Source organism: Geobacillus subterraneus (genome assembly GCF_001618685.1).
In the GTDB taxonomy this organism is placed as follows: domain Bacteria; phylum Bacillota; class Bacilli; order Bacillales; family Anoxybacillaceae; genus Geobacillus; species Geobacillus subterraneus.
Genome location: NZ_CP014342.1, coordinates 2,692,350 through 2,707,295, shown reverse-complemented (window position 1 = coordinate 2,707,295; position 14,946 = coordinate 2,692,350). Strand labels below are relative to the sequence as shown.

7 protein-coding genes, 21 tRNA genes and 2 rRNA genes are annotated in these 14,946 nt (G+C 52.3%); 28 read left to right on the top strand and 2 right to left on the bottom strand.

The features are described from left to right. Positions 1–61 precede the first annotated feature (61 nt). The 23 genes from GS3922_RS13245 to GS3922_RS13135 all read left to right on the top strand — a co-directional run bounded on the left by GS3922_RS13245 (position 62) and on the right by GS3922_RS13135 (position 6,881). Positions 62–2,989: ribosomal RNA gene (locus GS3922_RS13245) — 23S ribosomal RNA — on the top strand. Positions 2,990–3,332: 343 nt separating this feature from the next. Beyond that, positions 3,333–3,449 (top strand): 5S ribosomal RNA (gene rrf, locus GS3922_RS13240). Positions 3,450–3,458: 9 nt separating this feature from the next. Continuing rightward, positions 3,459–3,534, top strand: a tRNA-Val gene (locus GS3922_RS13235). Between the two features lie 163 nt (positions 3,535–3,697). Further along, positions 3,698–3,774 (top strand) — tRNA-Met (locus GS3922_RS13230). A gap of 3 nt (positions 3,775–3,777) precedes the next feature. Next, positions 3,778–3,853: transfer RNA gene (locus tag GS3922_RS13225), tRNA-Asp, on the top strand. Between the two features lie 170 nt (positions 3,854–4,023). Next, positions 4,024–4,099: transfer RNA gene (locus tag GS3922_RS13220), tRNA-Phe, on the top strand. Positions 4,100–4,114: 15 nt separating this feature from the next. Beyond that, positions 4,115–4,187 (top strand) — tRNA-Thr (locus GS3922_RS13215). An 822-nt stretch (positions 4,188–5,009) separates the two neighbouring features. After that, a tRNA-Lys gene (locus GS3922_RS13210) sits at positions 5,010–5,085 on the top strand. A 4-nt stretch (positions 5,086–5,089) separates the two neighbouring features. Then, a tRNA-Gly gene (locus tag GS3922_RS13205) sits at positions 5,090–5,164 on the top strand. A 7-nt stretch (positions 5,165–5,171) separates the two neighbouring features. After that, positions 5,172–5,257 (top strand) — tRNA-Leu (locus tag GS3922_RS13200). Positions 5,258–5,260: 3 nt separating this feature from the next. Next, positions 5,261–5,334, top strand: a tRNA-Arg gene (locus tag GS3922_RS13195). 5 nt (positions 5,335–5,339) lie between these two features. Further along, positions 5,340–5,413: transfer RNA gene (locus GS3922_RS13190), tRNA-Pro, on the top strand. Between the two features lie 9 nt (positions 5,414–5,422). Continuing rightward, a tRNA-Ala gene (locus GS3922_RS13185) sits at positions 5,423–5,498 on the top strand. A 17-nt stretch (positions 5,499–5,515) separates the two neighbouring features. Further along, positions 5,516–5,589: transfer RNA gene (locus GS3922_RS13180), tRNA-Met, on the top strand. An 8-nt stretch (positions 5,590–5,597) separates the two neighbouring features. Next, positions 5,598–5,674, top strand: a tRNA-Ile gene (locus GS3922_RS13175). Positions 5,675–5,691: 17 nt separating this feature from the next. Continuing rightward, positions 5,692–5,782, top strand: a tRNA-Ser gene (locus GS3922_RS13170). Positions 5,783–5,814: 32 nt separating this feature from the next. Beyond that, positions 5,815–5,890 (top strand) — tRNA-Thr (locus GS3922_RS13165). An 8-nt stretch (positions 5,891–5,898) separates the two neighbouring features. After that, positions 5,899–5,971, top strand: a tRNA-His gene (locus GS3922_RS13160). A gap of 317 nt (positions 5,972–6,288) precedes the next feature. Continuing rightward, positions 6,289–6,359 (top strand) — tRNA-Gly (locus GS3922_RS13155). A gap of 5 nt (positions 6,360–6,364) precedes the next feature. After that, positions 6,365–6,441, top strand: a tRNA-Ile gene (locus GS3922_RS13150). 189 nt (positions 6,442–6,630) lie between these two features. Continuing rightward, positions 6,631–6,705 (top strand) — tRNA-Asn (locus GS3922_RS13145). A gap of 6 nt (positions 6,706–6,711) precedes the next feature. Beyond that, positions 6,712–6,804 (top strand) — tRNA-Ser (locus GS3922_RS13140). A gap of 5 nt (positions 6,805–6,809) precedes the next feature. After that, positions 6,810–6,881: transfer RNA gene (locus GS3922_RS13135), tRNA-Glu, on the top strand. Between the two features lie 177 nt (positions 6,882–7,058). Here GS3922_RS13135 and GS3922_RS13130 read toward each other — a convergent pair. Then, entirely contained in the window at positions 7,059–7,724 is a 666-nt protein-coding gene (locus GS3922_RS13130) for a B3/B4 domain-containing protein (protein WP_063166716.1), read from the bottom strand. A 52-nt stretch (positions 7,725–7,776) separates the two neighbouring features. On the opposite strand from GS3922_RS13130, the gene queG reads away from it, so the two are divergent. The 5 genes from queG (at position 7,777) to yhbH (ending at position 13,944) form a co-directional block, all read left to right on the top strand. Next, the gene (gene queG / locus GS3922_RS13125; protein ID WP_063166715.1) at positions 7,777–8,919 is read left to right on the top strand and encodes a tRNA epoxyqueuosine(34) reductase QueG; all 1,143 of its coding nucleotides are present in this window, start codon (positions 7,777–7,779) and stop codon (positions 8,917–8,919) included. Between the two features lie 58 nt (positions 8,920–8,977). Next, the gene (locus GS3922_RS13120; protein WP_063166714.1) at positions 8,978–9,844 is read left to right on the top strand and encodes an amidase domain-containing protein; all 867 of its coding nucleotides are present in this window, start codon (positions 8,978–8,980) and stop codon (positions 9,842–9,844) included. 23 nt (positions 9,845–9,867) lie between these two features. Beyond that, positions 9,868–10,341 (top strand): tRNA (uridine(34)/cytosine(34)/5-carboxymethylaminomethyluridine(34)-2'-O)-methyltransferase TrmL, encoded by a 474-nt coding sequence (trmL, locus tag GS3922_RS13115; RefSeq protein WP_063166713.1) that lies wholly within the window; start codon positions 9,868–9,870, stop codon positions 10,339–10,341. A 324-nt stretch (positions 10,342–10,665) separates the two neighbouring features. After that, positions 10,666–12,561 carry a PrkA family serine protein kinase gene (locus tag GS3922_RS13110; protein ID WP_063166712.1) on the top strand — a complete coding sequence of 632 codons (1,896 nt, stop codon included), beginning with the start codon at positions 10,666–10,668 and terminating at the stop codon, positions 12,559–12,561. A gap of 225 nt (positions 12,562–12,786) precedes the next feature. Continuing rightward, a complete protein-coding gene (gene yhbH, locus GS3922_RS13105) occupies positions 12,787–13,944 on the top strand; it encodes a sporulation protein YhbH (protein ID WP_063166711.1) in 1,158 nt (385 codons plus the stop codon). A gap of 71 nt (positions 13,945–14,015) precedes the next feature. Here yhbH and GS3922_RS13100 read toward each other — a convergent pair whose 3' ends face one another. Then, the gene (locus GS3922_RS13100; protein ID WP_063166710.1) at positions 14,016–14,705 is read right to left on the bottom strand and encodes a hypothetical protein; all 690 of its coding nucleotides are present in this window, start codon (positions 14,703–14,705) and stop codon (positions 14,016–14,018) included. Between the last annotated feature and the right edge of the window lie 241 nt (positions 14,706–14,946).

Genomic DNA, 14,946 nt, shown 5'->3' with positions numbered 1-14,946 from the left:
GTTTGGCAGAAGAGAGCTAGGCGCCGAAGCTAGACAATAAGGAAGAAGCCGAGACGCTTTAGGTTAAGCTAGAAAGGGCGCACGGTGGATGCCTTGGCACTAGGAGCCGATGAAGGACGGGGCAAACGCCGAAACGCTCCGGGGAGCTGTAAGCAAGCGTTGATCCGGAGATGTCCGAATGGGGGAACCCCCTGTCCGTAATGGGACAGGATCCATGCCTGAATCCATAGGGCATGGAGGGCACACCCGGGGAACTGAAACATCTTAGTACCCGGAGGAGAAGAAAGCAAATGCGATTCCCTGAGTAGCGGCGAGCGAAACGGGAACAGCCCAAACCAAGAGGCGTGCCTCTTGGGGTTGTAGGACCGCTCATATGGGAGTGAGAAAGGAACGGGGTAGACGAACCGGTCTGGAACGGCCGGCCAGAGAAGGTGAGAGCCCTGTAGTCGAAACTTCGTTCCCTCCCGAGCGGCTCCTGAGTACGGCGGGACACGGGAAATCCCGTCGGAAGCAGGGAGGACCATCTCCCAAGGCTAAATACTCCCTAGTGACCGATAGTGAACCAGTACCGTGAGGGAAAGGTGAAAAGCACCCCGGAAGGGGAGTGAAAGAGAACCTGAAACCGTGTGCCTACAAGTAGTCAGAGCCCGTTCATGGGTGATGGCGTGCCTTTTGTAGAATGAACCGGCGAGTGACGATGGCGTGCGAGGTTAAGCCAGGAAGGCGGAGCCGCAGCGAAAGCGAGTCTGAACAGGGCGCATGAGTACGTCGTCGTCGACCCGAAACCAGGTGATCTACCCATGTCCAGGGTGAAGGCCGGGTAACACCGGCTGGAGGCCCGAACCCACGCACGTTGAAAAGTGCGGGGATGAGGTGTGGGTAGGGGTGAAATGCCAATCGAACTTGGAGATAGCTGGTTCTCCCCGAAATAGCTTTAGGGCTAGCCTCAAGGCAAGAGTGTTGGAGGTAGAGCACTGATTGGGCTAGGGGCCCTCATCGGGTTACCGAACCCAGTCAAACTCCGAATGCCAATGACTTATCCTTGGGAGTCAGACTGCGAGTGATAAGATCCGTGGTCAAGAGGGAAACAGCCCAGATCGCCAGCTAAGGCCCCTAAGTGCACGTTCAGTGGAAAAGGATGTGGAGTTGCGAAGACAACCAGGATGTTGGCTTAGAAGCAGCCACCATTTAAAGAGTGCGTAATAGCTCACTGGTCGAGTGACTCTGCGCCGAAAATGTACCGGGGCTAAACGTGCCGCCGAAGCTGCGGGATGACCGTTGGTCATCGGTAGGGGAGCGTTCTAAGGGCAGAGAAGCCAGACCGGAAGGACTGGTGGAGCGCTTAGAAGTGAGAATGCCGGTATGAGTAGCGAAAACAGAGGTGAGAATCCTCTGCGCCGAAAGCCTAAGGGTTCCTGAGGAAGGTTCGTCCGCTCAGGGTTAGTCGGGACCTAAGCCGAGGCCGAAAGGCGTAGGTGATGGACAACAGGTGGAGATTCCTGTACCACCTCCTTCCCGTTTGAGCGATGGGGGGACGCAGGAGGATAGGGTGAGCAGGCGGCTGGAAGAGCCTGTCCAAGCAGTGAGGCTGGCCAGTAGGCAAATCCGCTGGCCGTAAGGCTAAGCTGTGATGGCGACGGATTTGATCCGGAAGTCCCTGATTCCACACTGCCAAGAAAAGCCTCTAGCGAGGGAAGAGGTGCCCGTACCGCAAACCGACACAGGTAGGCGAGGAGAGAATCCTAAGGCGCGCGGGAGAACTCTCGTTAAGGAACTCGGCAAAATGACCCCGTAACTTCGGGAGAAGGGGTGCTCTTTCGGGTGAAGAGCCTGGAAGAGCCGCAGTGAAAAGGCCCAAGCGACTGTTTATCAAAAACACAGGTCTCTGCGAAGCCGAAAGGCGAAGTATAGGGGCTGACACCTGCCCGGTGCTGGAAGGTTAAGGGGAGCGCTTAGCGCAAGCGAAGGTGCGAACCGAAGCCCCAGTAAACGGCGGCCGTAACTATAACGGTCCTAAGGTAGCGAAATTCCTTGTCGGGTAAGTTCCGACCCGCACGAAAGGTGTAACGACTTGGGCACTGTCTCAACGAGAGACCCGGTGAAATTATACTACCTGTGAAGATGCAGGTTACCCGCGACAGGACGGAAAGACCCCGTGGAGCTTTACTGCAGCCTGATATGGAATTTTGGTATCGCTTGTACAGGATAGGTGGGAGCCTGGGAAGCCGGAGCGCCAGCTTCGGTGGAGGCGTCGGTGGGATACCACCCTGGCGGTATTGAAATTCTAACCCGCACCCCTTAGCGGGGTGGGAGACAGTGTCAGGTGGGCAGTTTGACTGGGGCGGTCGCCTCCCAAAAGGTAACGGAGGCGCCCAAAGGTTCCCTCAGAATGGTTGGAAATCATTCGGAGAGTGCAAAGGCACAAGGGAGCTTGACTGCGAGACGGACAGGTCGAGCAGGGACGAAAGTCGGGCTTAGTGATCCGGTGGTTCCGCATGGAAGGGCCATCGCTCAACGGATAAAAGCTACCCCGGGGATAACAGGCTGATCTCCCCCAAGAGTCCACATCGACGGGGAGGTTTGGCACCTCGATGTCGGCTCATCGCATCCTGGGGCTGTAGTCGGTCCCAAGGGTTGGGCTGTTCGCCCATTAAAGCGGTACGCGAGCTGGGTTCAGAACGTCGTGAGACAGTTCGGTCCCTATCCGTCGCGGGCGCAGGAAATTTGAGAGGAGCTGTCCTTAGTACGAGAGGACCGGGATGGACGCACCGCTGGTGTACCAGTTGTCCCGCCAGGGGCACCGCTGGGTAGCTATGTGCGGACGGGATAAGCGCTGAAAGCATCTAAGCGTGAAGCCCCCCTCAAGATGAGATTTCCCATCGCGTTAGGCGAGTAAGATCCCTCGAAGATGACGAGGTCGATAGGTCCGAGGTGGAAGCGTGGCGACACGTGGAGCTGACGGATACTAATCGATCGAGGGCTTAACCTAGAAAAGCAGAGGCCGCCTGCCTATCGGCGAAACGCGCTGGAGGGCCTGCGAGCGGGCTTAGCCCGCCGCAGCAGGACCGAAGCGTCGCGAGCCGATGGCGGCCGGAGCTAGACAGTACGAAAAGCAGAGGCCGCCTGCCTATCGGCGAGACGCGCTGGAGGGCCTGCGAGGAGGCTATGCCGCCACAGCAGGACCGAAGCGTCGCGAGCCGATGGCGGCCGGAGCTAGACAAAAAGCGGAAGCGCCGCGGCTTCTTCCCCCACACGGTTATCTAGTTTTGAGGGAATGAAAAAAAGCTTGACAACAATTCAACTTTCCTTATAATAAAACTTGTCCATTATTGCCTAGTGGTGATAGCGGAGAGGAAACACCCGTTCCCATCCCGAACACGGAAGTTAAGCTCTCCAGCGCCGATGGTAGTTGGGGCCAGCGCCCCTGCAAGAGTAGGTCGCTGCTAGGCACGATCCATGGAGGATTAGCTCAGCTGGGAGAGCACTTGCCTTACAAGCAAGGGGTCGGCGGTTCGATCCCGTCATCCTCCACCACTCTAAATCGTCGCGGGGTGGAGCAACGAGCATTTGCTTCATCGAATACGCTGCGAGTTGCCTCGACGCATCGAGCATCTTTGAATCAGCTGGCAGAGGAAGAGGCAACAAACATTTAAACCAACACTCAGTGCATGATCGAAACAAATCCATTTCTTATCGCCGCGGGGTGGAGCAGTCCGGTAGCTCGTCGGGCTCATAACCCGAAGGTCGCAGGTTCAAATCCTGCCCCCGCAACCAAATGGTCCCGTAGTGTAGTGGTTAACATGCCTGCCTGTCACGCAGGAGATCGCGGGTTCGAGTCCCGTCGGGACCGCCATTGTTCCAAAATTGCGAAAAATACAGTATGGCTCGACAGCTCAGTCGGTAGAGACGAGCATCAACATCATCGAGTTTGCTGCGAGTTGCCTCGACGCATCGAGCATCTTTGAATCAGCTGGTAGAGGAAGAGGCACAGAGCAATCAATGAGCGAGTTAAAAATAACATATGGCTCGGTAGCTCAGTCGGTAGAGCAAAGGACTGAAAATCCTTGTGTCGGCGGTTCGATTCCGTCCCGAGCCACCATTATCATATCGATATGCCGGCTTAGCTCAATTGGTAGAGCAACTGACTTGTAATCAGTAGGTTGCGGGTTCAAGTCCTGCAGCCGGCATTCCTTATTTTACTCGAGAAAGTTATGAGCCATTAGGTTCGGTTATAGTTGCCTCGACGCACCGAGCATCCTCGAAACAGCTGGTAGAGGAAGAGGCAGGTAGAGCTCGTTAGTACTTAGAGTGTTATGATCGCTATGAGCCATTAGCTCAGCAACGAGCGCTGCATCTTTGAGTTTGTTGCGAGTTGCCTCGACGCACCGAGCATCCTCGAAACAGCTGGTAGAGGAAGAGGCAGGTAGAGCTCGTCAGTACTTAGAGTGTTATGATTGCTATGAGCCATTAGCTCAGCAACGAGCGCTGCATCTTTGAGTTTGCTGCGAGTTGCCTCGACGCACCGAGCATCCTTGAAACAACTGGTAGAGGAAGAGGCAGGTAGAGCTCGTCAGTACTTAGAGTGTTATGATCGCTATGAGCCATTAGCTCAGCAACGAGCGCTGCATCTTTGAGTTTGTTGCGAGTTGCCTCGACGCACCGAGCATCCTCGAAACAGCTGGTAGAGGAAGAGGCAGGTAGAGCTCGTTAGTACTTAGAGTGTTATGATTGCTATGAGCCATTAGCTCAGCAACGAGCGCTGCATCTTTGAGTTTGCTGCGAGTTGCCTCGACGCACCGAGCATCCTCGAAACAGCTGGTAGAGGAAGAGGCAGGTAGAGCTCGTTAGTACTTAGAGTGTTATGATTGCTATGAGCCATTAGCTCAGCAACGAGCGCTGCATCTTTGAGTTTGTTGCGAGTTGCCTCGACGCACCGAGCATCCTCGAAACAGCTGGTAGAGGAAGAGGCAGGTAGAGCTCGTTAGTACTTAGAGTGTTATGATTGCTATGAGCCATTAGCTCAGCAGGTAGAGCATCTGACTTTTAATCAGAGGGTCGGAGGTTCGAGTCCTCCATGGCTCACCATTTTGCGGAAGTAGTTCAGCGGTAGAACACCACCTTGCCAAGGTGGGGGTCGCGGGTTCGAGCCCCGTCTTCCGCTCCACTCGCCCGCCGGGGTGGCGGAATTGGCAGACGCACAGGACTTAAAATCCTGGGGTAGGTAACTACCGTGCCGGTTCGAGTCCGGCCCTCGGCACTTGCGCTCGTAGCTCAATTGGATAGAGCATCTGACTACGGATCAGAAGGTTAGGGGTTCGAATCCTCTCGAGCGCGTTCATCGGGAAGTAGCTCAGCTTGGTAGAGCACACGGTTCGGGTCCGTGAGGTCGCAGGTTCAAATCCTGTCTTCCCGATTTTCCTGTGGGGCCTTAGCTCAGCTGGGAGAGCGCCTGCTTTGCACGCAGGAGGTCATCGGTTCGATCCCGATAGGCTCCACCATTTCACTATATCATTTTGGCGGTGTAGCTCAGCTGGCTAGAGCGTACGGTTCATACCCGTGAGGTCGGGGGTTCGATCCCCTCCACCGCCACTATTATTGGACCTTTAGCTCAGCTGGTTAGAGCAGACGGCTCATAACCGTCCGGTCGTAGGTTCGAGTCCTACAAGGTCCACCATTACTACGTTACTTTTTGGAGGAGTACCCAAGTGGTTGAAGGGGTCGGTCTTGAAAACCGAGAGGCGTCGCAAGGCGCGCGGGGGTTCGAATCCCTCCTCCTCCGCCATAATGATTGTGCAACTTAGGTCAATCTGTTGTGCCGGCTTAGCTCAATTGGTAGAGCAACTGACTTGTAATCAGTAGGTTGCGGGTTCAAGTCCTGCAGCCGGCACCATCAATGTGGCGGCTATGGCGAAGTGGTTAACGCACCAGATTGTGGCTCTGGCATGCGTGGGTTCGATTCCCACTAGTCGCCCTTTCTCTTCCCTTATCTTTGTTGCGGGTGTAGTTTAGTGGTAAAACCTCAGCCACGAGCCTAGCTTCATCGAATAGGCTACGAGTTGCCTTGACGCACCCTGCTTCTTTGAGAATGCTGGCAGAGGAAGAGGCGTGAAATCGCGTGATGAATGGTAGAAGAAGCTATGTGCGGGTGTAGTTTAGTGGTAAAACCTCAGCCACGAGCCTAGCTTCATCGAATAGGCTGCGAGTTGCCTCGACGCACTCTGCTTCTTTGAGAATGCTGGCAGAGGAAGAGGCATGAAATCGCGTGGTGAATGGTAGAAGAAGCTATGTGCGGGTGTAGTTTAGTGGTAAAACCTCAGCCTTCCAAGCTGATGTCGTGGGTTCGATTCCCATCACCCGCTTTGATGGGCCTATAGCTCAGCTGGTCAGAGCGCACGCCTGATAAGCGTGAGGTCGGTGGTTCAAGTCCACTTAGGCCCACCATTTTCCATTGTGCATTGTCAGATGATTCGTTATAATATAAAGCGAGCATCTTTGATCATTCCGCCATCGCTTAGCGACGAGCCTTAACTTCGTCGAGTAGGCTGCGAGTTGCCTCGACGCATCTTGCTTCTTTGAGAATGCTGGCAGAAGAAGGGACAGGGCAAGCTTTGAACAATAATTTTTGATTATTCCGCAATAGCTCAGCGGTAGAGCAACCGGCTGTTAACCGGTAGGTCGTAGGTTCGAATCCTACTTGCGGAGCCATTTCATGGAGAAGTACCCAAGTGGCTGAAGGGGACGGTTTGCTAAACCGTTAGGTCGCAGTTTTGCGGCGCGCGGGTTCAAATCCCGCCTTCTCCGCCATGTTTGGCCCGTTGGTCAAGTGGTTAAGACACCGCCCTTTCACGGCGGTAACACGGGTTCGAATCCCGTACGGGTCACTTGAGTTTTTGGCACCAGAACGTTCTGGTGCCCTTTTATACAGCTGTTTTTGTCGATTTTTGCGCTTTTTCTTGTCATGTGCATACGGTTTTGTTATAATGAGAATCGTTAGTTTTTAATATTGGGGACAACGCAGTGTTTCGTTTCGTCAAAGAACGGGGCATTGCGTTTTTTTATTATACCAGCAACTGCGCTTCGGCCTCGCCGCCATGGATTTGCGTAAACATCGTTTGAATGGCCTGAAGCTGGCGGTTGGCGGCATCTTCGGTCATCGACGGAAGAAAATAAACAATTTGCAAAGCGTTTTTCGTTTCTTTCGTCACCGCTGTGCGCTCGGAATCAACGATCGGGCTGCCGAACGGGCCGCGCTCATCTTTGCTGACGAGTTTATTGGCAAAGTTGACGGTGCGGCCATTTAGGGCTATGTATTCGTCATGTTCTGTGCCTACGGCGATGGTCACCGATCCTTCGATGCGGTCAAGATCGTAAATGCCGAGTGGAATTTTATAATAGAGCGAAAAGAAGTTGTTGACATCGGCCGCTGAATGGATTGATGGGATAAAGTTCCTTTTCTGGATGCGTCGGTATAAGCTTTCGCTTGACGGTCGGTAACGACCCGGATCCGTGCCAATTTGTTTAAATGCCTGCCGCCATTCGGCGAGTTCAGGAATGTCGGCGATGGCCTTCTCCTGCAGCTCAACGTAAATCGACTCTTGAAACAGTTCAAGCCGCCCTTTTAGCATTTGCGGCGAGTCGCCGACTTCGATATGGCGGTAGCGGATGACGCCAAATTTGCCGGAAGGAAGCCGTTGTTTTAGTTGTTCCGATATGATGCATCTCATGCGAATCACCTCGCATTTTATTTTACCATACACCTCGGGGGGAGGGAAAACAATGGACGTTGCAGCATTGAAACAGGAAGTGATTGAATACAGCCGGTCGATCGGCATTGATAAAATCGGGTTTGCAAGCGCTGATCCGTTTGTGGAGCTAAAGGAGCGGCTGCGCCGACAACAGGAGCTTGGCTATCAGTCCGGGTTTGAAGAGCCGGATATTGAAAAGCGGACCAATCCGTCGCTTCTTCTGTCCGAGGCGAAGTCGATCATTGCCATTGCGCTCGCTTACCCATCGAAAATGAAAGACGCCCCGCGCGGGACAAAAACGGAGCGGCGCGGCCTTTTTTGCCGCGCATCGTGGGGAAAAGATTATCATGACGTGTTGCGGGACCGTTTGCAGCAGCTGGAAGAATTTTTGCTTATTAAGGTGCCGCACGCCCGCGTCCGTTCGATGGTGGATACGGGAGAGCTCGCTGACCGAGCAGTGGCAGAGCGGGCGGGGATCGGCTGGAGCGGGAAAAACTGTTCCATCATTACACCGGAGTTTGGTTCGTATGTATATTTGGGAGAGATGATTACAACGATTCCGTTTCCGCCTGATGAGCCGATCGAAAACCGATGCGGCACGTGTACGAAATGCATCGATGCGTGCCCGACCGGAGCGCTCGTGCAGGGGGGGCAGCTAAACGCGCAGCGGTGCATCTCGTTTTTAACGCAAACGAAAGGCTTTTTGGCCGACGAGTTTCGTGAGAAAATCGGCAACCGGTTGTACGGCTGCGACACGTGCCAGTTGGTCTGTCCGGAAAATAAGGGAAAGGATTTCCACCTGCATCCGGAGTTTGAGCCGGATCCAGAGGCAGCGAAACCGAAGCTTATCCCGCTTCTTCAGATCAGCAATCGCGAGTTTAAAGAGAAGTTTGGGGCGATGGCTGGCTCATGGCGAGGGAAAAAACCGATCCAGCGCAACGCGATTTTGGCGCTCGCCCATTATAAAGACAGGACGGCAGTGCCGTATTTATTGCAGCTGTTGAAAGAAGACAGCCGGCCGGTCATCCGGGGAACAGCGGCGTGGGCGCTTGGAAAAATTGGGGATGTAAGCGCCAAGCCATATCTCGAAGAGGCAAGACAGACAGAAACAGATCCAGATGTGGCCTCTGAAATTGAAAAAGGGCTGAAACTGTTGGCGGAGGTCAAGGAATAGGGAAAAAACTTCAGCTTCCCCACATAAGGTAGTAACAAAAACGAAAGTGGGGAGCGCCATGAAAAAGCAGTTGCGTAATTGGCTCGATGAGCGGGCGCGTTCGTTTGTCTCGGAAAGCGGTGTTCGGGGCGATGAGGAAATCGCTAGAAAGCAGCAACTTTGCCAAAGGCGCGGCGCGGAAATCGTCCGCTGTGCGATTCGTGGACAAATTGTCGGCAGGCAGACGGTCGAGCGGGAGACAAAGGTGGTTTATATTGCCCATCATCAATTTTTAATTAAACACGGGGCGACTCTCTATATGGAGGAGCAAGTCGAGGAACGGTGCGCCCGTTTTTTGGGCGGCGAGCTGGCGGACGATCAACGGATTAGCCGCATGGGGGAATATGTTGAAGCGCCTCGTGTCGAGCGTGAGCGATGGACGGGTGATCGCCTTTCTTACCAATATGACCGCGCCCAAGCGGTGCGGTATGCGGAAACGTGGTGGAATCGGCATAACCCGGCGTTTCCGTCTTTTCCCGTTGATTGCACGAACTTTGTTTCTCAATGCTTGTATGCGGGCGGAGCGCCGATGACTGGCTATCCGAACCGGGCGCGGGGCTGGTGGTGCCAAAACGGGAGCTGGAGTTACAGCTGGGCGGTTGCCCACTCGCTGCGCTGGTATTTGAGCGGGTCGCGCATCGGTTTGCAGGCCGTGGAAGTCCCGGAACCGGAACAATTGATGGCAGGCGATGTCATTTGTTATGATTTTCAAGGGGATGGACGCTTTGATCATTCCACAATCGTAGTGGCCAAAGACCAAGACGGGATGCCGCTGGTGAACGCCCATACGACGAACAGCCGGATGCGTTATTGGTCATACGAGGATTCAAGCGCCTATACCCCGAACATTCGGTATAAATTTTTTCATATCATTGACCGCAAATAAACGATGTTGTTGAGGTGAATGAAATGCCGCTTCATGTTGTGCTATACCAACCAGAAATTCCAGCCAACACCGGGAACATCGCCCGCACGTGCGCGGCGACGGATACGGCGCTTCATTTGATCCGTCCACTCGGATTTTCAACGGACGATAAAATGTTAAAGCGCGCCGGGCTTGACTATTGGCCGCATGTCAACATTTCGTATTACGATTCGCTTGACGAGTTGTTTGCTCGGTTTCCGCACGGAGAGTTTTACTTTATTACCAAGTTTGGCCGGCAATATTACGACTCGTTTGACTTCAGCGATACGGAAAAAGACATTTTCTTTGTATTTGGCCGTGAAACGACCGGGTTGCCGAAGGAGCTGCTCGAGGCCAACATGGACCGTTGCCTGCGCATTCCGATGAACGACAAAGTCCGTTCGCTGAACTTATCAAATACGGCAGCGATTTTAGTGTATGAGGCGCTGCGCCAGCAACGGTTTCATGGGCTGTCATAAACAAAAAAACGACCTTCGCTATGGAGGTCGTTTTTTTGGGCTCTATTGTTTGACGCCGGGTTTGTCCTCGTAGCCAGCCGTGAAAATGGCTGTTAAAAAGGCGACGATCACTCCTAGCACAAGCAATGTGCGCATCGTTTTTTCCTCCCTTGCAATGAAAGTGGCACGCGTTTCCCCTTTATTATAACGAATATGGCCAAGCATGTGAATGACTGCCGATGGCTATTCGAAGACAAAATTTTTTTTGCGGCGAATGATACGGGACATCCTCGCATAAATTGTAATAATCTTGCTGTTAGACATCCAAGGGTGAGGAGGTCCTTTATGGATATTTTAAGAAAAATCGCACGGTACCGGGAAGAGGAAGAACGGCTGAGATGGGAAGGGACGTTCGCCGAGTATTTAGAGATTTTAAAAGAAAAGCCGTGGGTGGCCCAGTCGGCTCATTCGCGCGTTTATAATATGATTAAAGATGCCGGAGTAGAAGAGGTGAATGGGCGAAGGCGGTATAAGTTTTTCAGCCGGCACTTGTTCGGGCTCGAGGAGGCGCTTGAACGGTTAGTTGAAGAATATTTCCACCCGGCGGCGAAACGGCTTGATGTGCGGAAACGAATTTTGCTGCTGATGGGACCGGTCGGCGGCGGGAAGTCGACATTGGTGACGCTCCTGAAGCGAGGGCTTGAGGAGTACTCAAAAACGGAGCGCGGCGCCGTTTATGCGATTAAAGGGTGCCCGATGCATGAAGATCCACTCCACCTCATTCCTCACCATTTGCGTGACGATTTTTACCGTGAATACGGCATTCGCATTGAAGGGGAGCTGTCTCCGCTCAATATGATGCGTCTTGAGAAAGAATATGGCGGCCGAATTGAAGACGTCATGGTCGAACGCATTTTCTTCTCGGAAAATCGGCGCGTCGGCATCGGGACGTTCAGCCCGTCCGACCCGAAATCACAAGATATCGCGGATTTGACGGGAAGCATCGATTTCTCGACCATCGCTGAGTATGGCTCGGAGTCCGACCCGCGGGCGTATCGGTTTGACGGCGAACTGAACAAAGCGAACCGCGGCATTATGGAATTTCAAGAAATGTTAAAGTGCGATGAAAAATTTCTTTGGCATTTGCTGTCGTTGACGCAAGAGGGCAACTTCAAAGCCGGACGGTTTGCGTTGATCAGCGCTGATGAGTTGATCGTCGCCCATACGAATGAAACGGAATACCGGTCGTTTATTGCCAACAAAAAGAATGAAGCGCTCCACTCACGCATTATCGTGATGCCGATTCCATACAACTTGCGTGTCTCTGAAGAAGAGCGCATTTATGAAAAAATGATTCGTGAAAGCGATGTCGCTGACGTGCATATTGCCCCGCACACGCTGCGCATTGCGGCCATGTTTACGATTTTGACGCGGCTGAAAGAATCGAAACGACCGGATGTGGACTTATTGAAGAAAATGCGCTTGTATGACGGAGAGATGATTGAAGGGTTCAACGAAGTTGATGTCGAAGAGCTGAAAAAAGAACATCCGGACGAAGGAATGAGCGGCATCGACCCGCGTTATGTCATCAACCGCATTTCGGCCTGCATCATCCGGAAAGAAGTGCCGTCGATCAACGCGCTCGATGTGCTTCGTTCACTGAAGGAAGGGTTGGATCAGCACCCATCCATCTCCAAGGAAGACCGTGAACGATATTTGAACTTCATCTCGCTTGTGCGCAAAGAGTATGACGAAATCGCCAAGCAAGAGGTGCAAAAGGCATTCGTATATTCGTATGAAGAATCGGCGAAAACGTTGATGGATAACTATTTGGACAACGTCGAAGCGTATTGCAACAAAACGAAACTGCGCGACCCGCTCACCGGCGAGGAAATGAATCCGGATGAGAAGCTGATGCGCTCGATTGAAGAACAAATCGGCATTTCCGAAAATGCGAAAAAGGCGTTCCGCGAAGAAATTTTAATCCGCATCTCCGCCTACGCTCGCAAAGGTCAAAAATTTGATTACAATTCGCATGAGCGGCTGCGCGAAGCGATCCAGAAAAAGCTGTTCGCCGATTTGAAAGACATCGTGAAAATTACGACGTCAACGAAAACTCCCGATGAGCAGCAACTGAAAAAAATTAACGAAGTCGTCGCCCGTTTGATCGATGAGTACGGGTACAATTCTACATCGGCCAATGAATTGCTCCGCTATGTCGGCAGCTTGTTGAACCGCTAGGCATGCCTCGAGCGCTGGGGCATGCTTTTTTTACGTCGACAATTGGGCTTGTCCGCCTCTTGCCCACTTTTCTATTTTCCGCATTCATCTGTCAATTATTTTGAATTTTTGCATAGGATAAAATAAACAACTTGGCATAGTGATGGTCCGTTTTGATGACGCCAACATAAGTATATGCGGGAAAGCAAAAAGTGTGAAACCCATTTTAACAAAGGAGGGGAAAAAATGAAGGGGAATTTCGTTGTATCGAAAGAAGACTGGTCCCTCCACCGCAAAGGGCATGACGATCAAAAGCGCCATCAAGAAAAGGTAAAAGAAGCGATCAAAAATAACTTGCCGGATTTAATCACGGAAGAAAGCATTATTATGTCCAACGGACGTGACGTCATTAAAATTCCGATCCGTTCGCTTGATGAGTATAAAATTCGCTATAACTACGAGAAAAACAAGCACGTCGGCCAAGGAAACGGAGACAGCCAAGTCGGTGATGTGGTAGCCAGAGACGGGAGCGGGGAGGGGCAGGGGCCAGGGAAAGGCCAAGGGGCCGGTGACCTGCCAGGCCAAGACTATTACGAAGCCGAAGTGTCGTTAATGGAAATTGAAGAGGCGCTCTTCAGCCAATTGGAGCTTCCTAATTTGAAGCGGAAAGAGCTCGACCAAAACGTTGTCCAGCACATCGAGTTTAATGATATTCGCCGCACCGGGCTGATGGGGAACATCGATAAAAAGCGGACGATGCTCGCGGCGTTCAAACGCAACGCCATGAGCGGCAAACCGAGCTTTTATCCGATTTACCGCGAGGATTTGAAGTTTAAAACGTGGAACGAAGTCGTCAAACCGGAATCGAAAGCGGTTGTCCTGGCGATGATGGACACAAGCGGTTCGATGGGCATGTGGGAAAAATATATGGCGCGCAGCTTTTTCTTCTGGATGACGCGCTTTTTGCGCACGAAGTATGAGACGGTCGACATCGCCTTTATTGCCCATCATACTGAAGCGAAAGTTGTCAGTGAGGAAGAATTTTTCACCAAAGGGGAAAGCGGTGGAACGATCTGCTCCTCGGCCTACCGCAAAGCTCTTGAACTAATTGAAACAAAATATTCTCCGTCACGCTACAACATTTATCCGTTCCATTTCTCTGACGGCGACAACTTAACGTCTGACAATGCCCGCTGCGTCAAGCTTGTTCAAGAATTGATGAAAGTATCGAACATGTTTGGGTACGGGGAAGTCAACCAGTACAACCGCCATTCCACGCTCATGTCAGCGTACCGCAATATTAAAGATGAGAAATTCCGCTATTATATCCTAAAGCAAAAATCGGACGTATTTCATGCCATGAGAACGTTTTTCCGCAAAGAAGAAAGCAAACAGCTCGTCTGACCCTCTTACGGCTGAAAAAAAGGGGGTTTTTCTTTTTGGAAAGGGAGGGCGATGGCCCTCCCTCAAATTAGTTATTGCTTTTGCAGCGTCGCCACCATGGCAAGCACAGCGCCAAGTACATCTTGTTCTTTAGGAGCGTGCACTGTCAAGAGCATCGGCGCTGGGTGAGCGCTGGCGATGACGTGAACGGTAACGCCATCGGCTTGGGCAGTGTACCAAACGGCATCAGCGAACGGTTTTGGAAGTTGATCCGTTTGCTGACGGGCGGCATTGGCATCGACCGCTTGGGCATGTTCTTTGGCCAACTGCTCATAGTTTGTCTCCTCGTTATGAAGAAGGCGGATGCGGGCGAACGTGTCCCCATGGAGCAATACATCAGCATGCGGTTCTTCAGCGTCGAGCGTCCACCCGTCTAGGACATAAAGCGAGAAATGCTGGTTGTCACTTATGGTCAACGTTGCTGTCCCTGTGACTGTTTGATTTCCCATTTGGTAAGACAAGGAAGTTGTTGGACGGGAAGAAACGGCTTCATCCCCTGTCGCCCCACTTTGTCCGCCTCCTGCTTGATTTTGTTCGTCAGCACGGGGAGTTTCTTGAACTGCTGGCTCTGCTGTTTGCGTGTTGGTGGGATTCTCGTCTGAACTTGCCGTTTGTTTGGCTTTCGCTTCTGTCTCTTTTGATAAAGGTGTCTCTGTACCGCAACCGGCAAGCAAGGCGGCGGTGACAGCGATGGAGAAAAGCGATTTCCAATATCGAAGCATCTTGATTCCTCCTTGCTTTCCATATACCATTCATTATAGCAGTTGAAACGGTGGAAACAAACAGACTCATTTCCTTTAATTTCTCTGCTTGTTTGAATTCCTTTCGTTTTTGGCGTTCAAGGCGATATGTGCACCTCCCCAAATGATGGCGATGAGCAGAGTGAGCAAGGCAAATCCGTAAAGCATATGAACCCTCCTTTTGTATACTAGATGGTGAAATCAACATAATGGATGAAACGCG

What these genes read in the sequence shown, in the direction of transcription:
- GS3922_RS13110 (WP_063166712.1), top strand. Translation starts at nt 10,666, where the DNA reads ATGGATATTTTAAGAAAAATCGCACGGTACCGGGAAGAGGAAGAACGG.
- GS3922_RS13100 (WP_063166710.1), bottom strand. Translation starts at nt 14,705, where the DNA reads ATGCTTCGATATTGGAAATCGCTTTTCTCCATCGCTGTCACCGCCGCC.
- GS3922_RS13130 (WP_063166716.1), bottom strand. Translation starts at nt 7,724, where the DNA reads ATGAGATGCATCATATCGGAACAACTAAAACAACGGCTTCCTTCCGGC.
- GS3922_RS13120 (WP_063166714.1), top strand. Translation starts at nt 8,978, where the DNA reads ATGAAAAAGCAGTTGCGTAATTGGCTCGATGAGCGGGCGCGTTCGTTT.
- trmL (WP_063166713.1), top strand. Translation starts at nt 9,868, where the DNA reads ATGCCGCTTCATGTTGTGCTATACCAACCAGAAATTCCAGCCAACACC.
- yhbH (WP_063166711.1), top strand. Translation starts at nt 12,787, where the DNA reads ATGAAGGGGAATTTCGTTGTATCGAAAGAAGACTGGTCCCTCCACCGC.
- queG (WP_063166715.1), top strand. Translation starts at nt 7,777, where the DNA reads ATGGACGTTGCAGCATTGAAACAGGAAGTGATTGAATACAGCCGGTCG.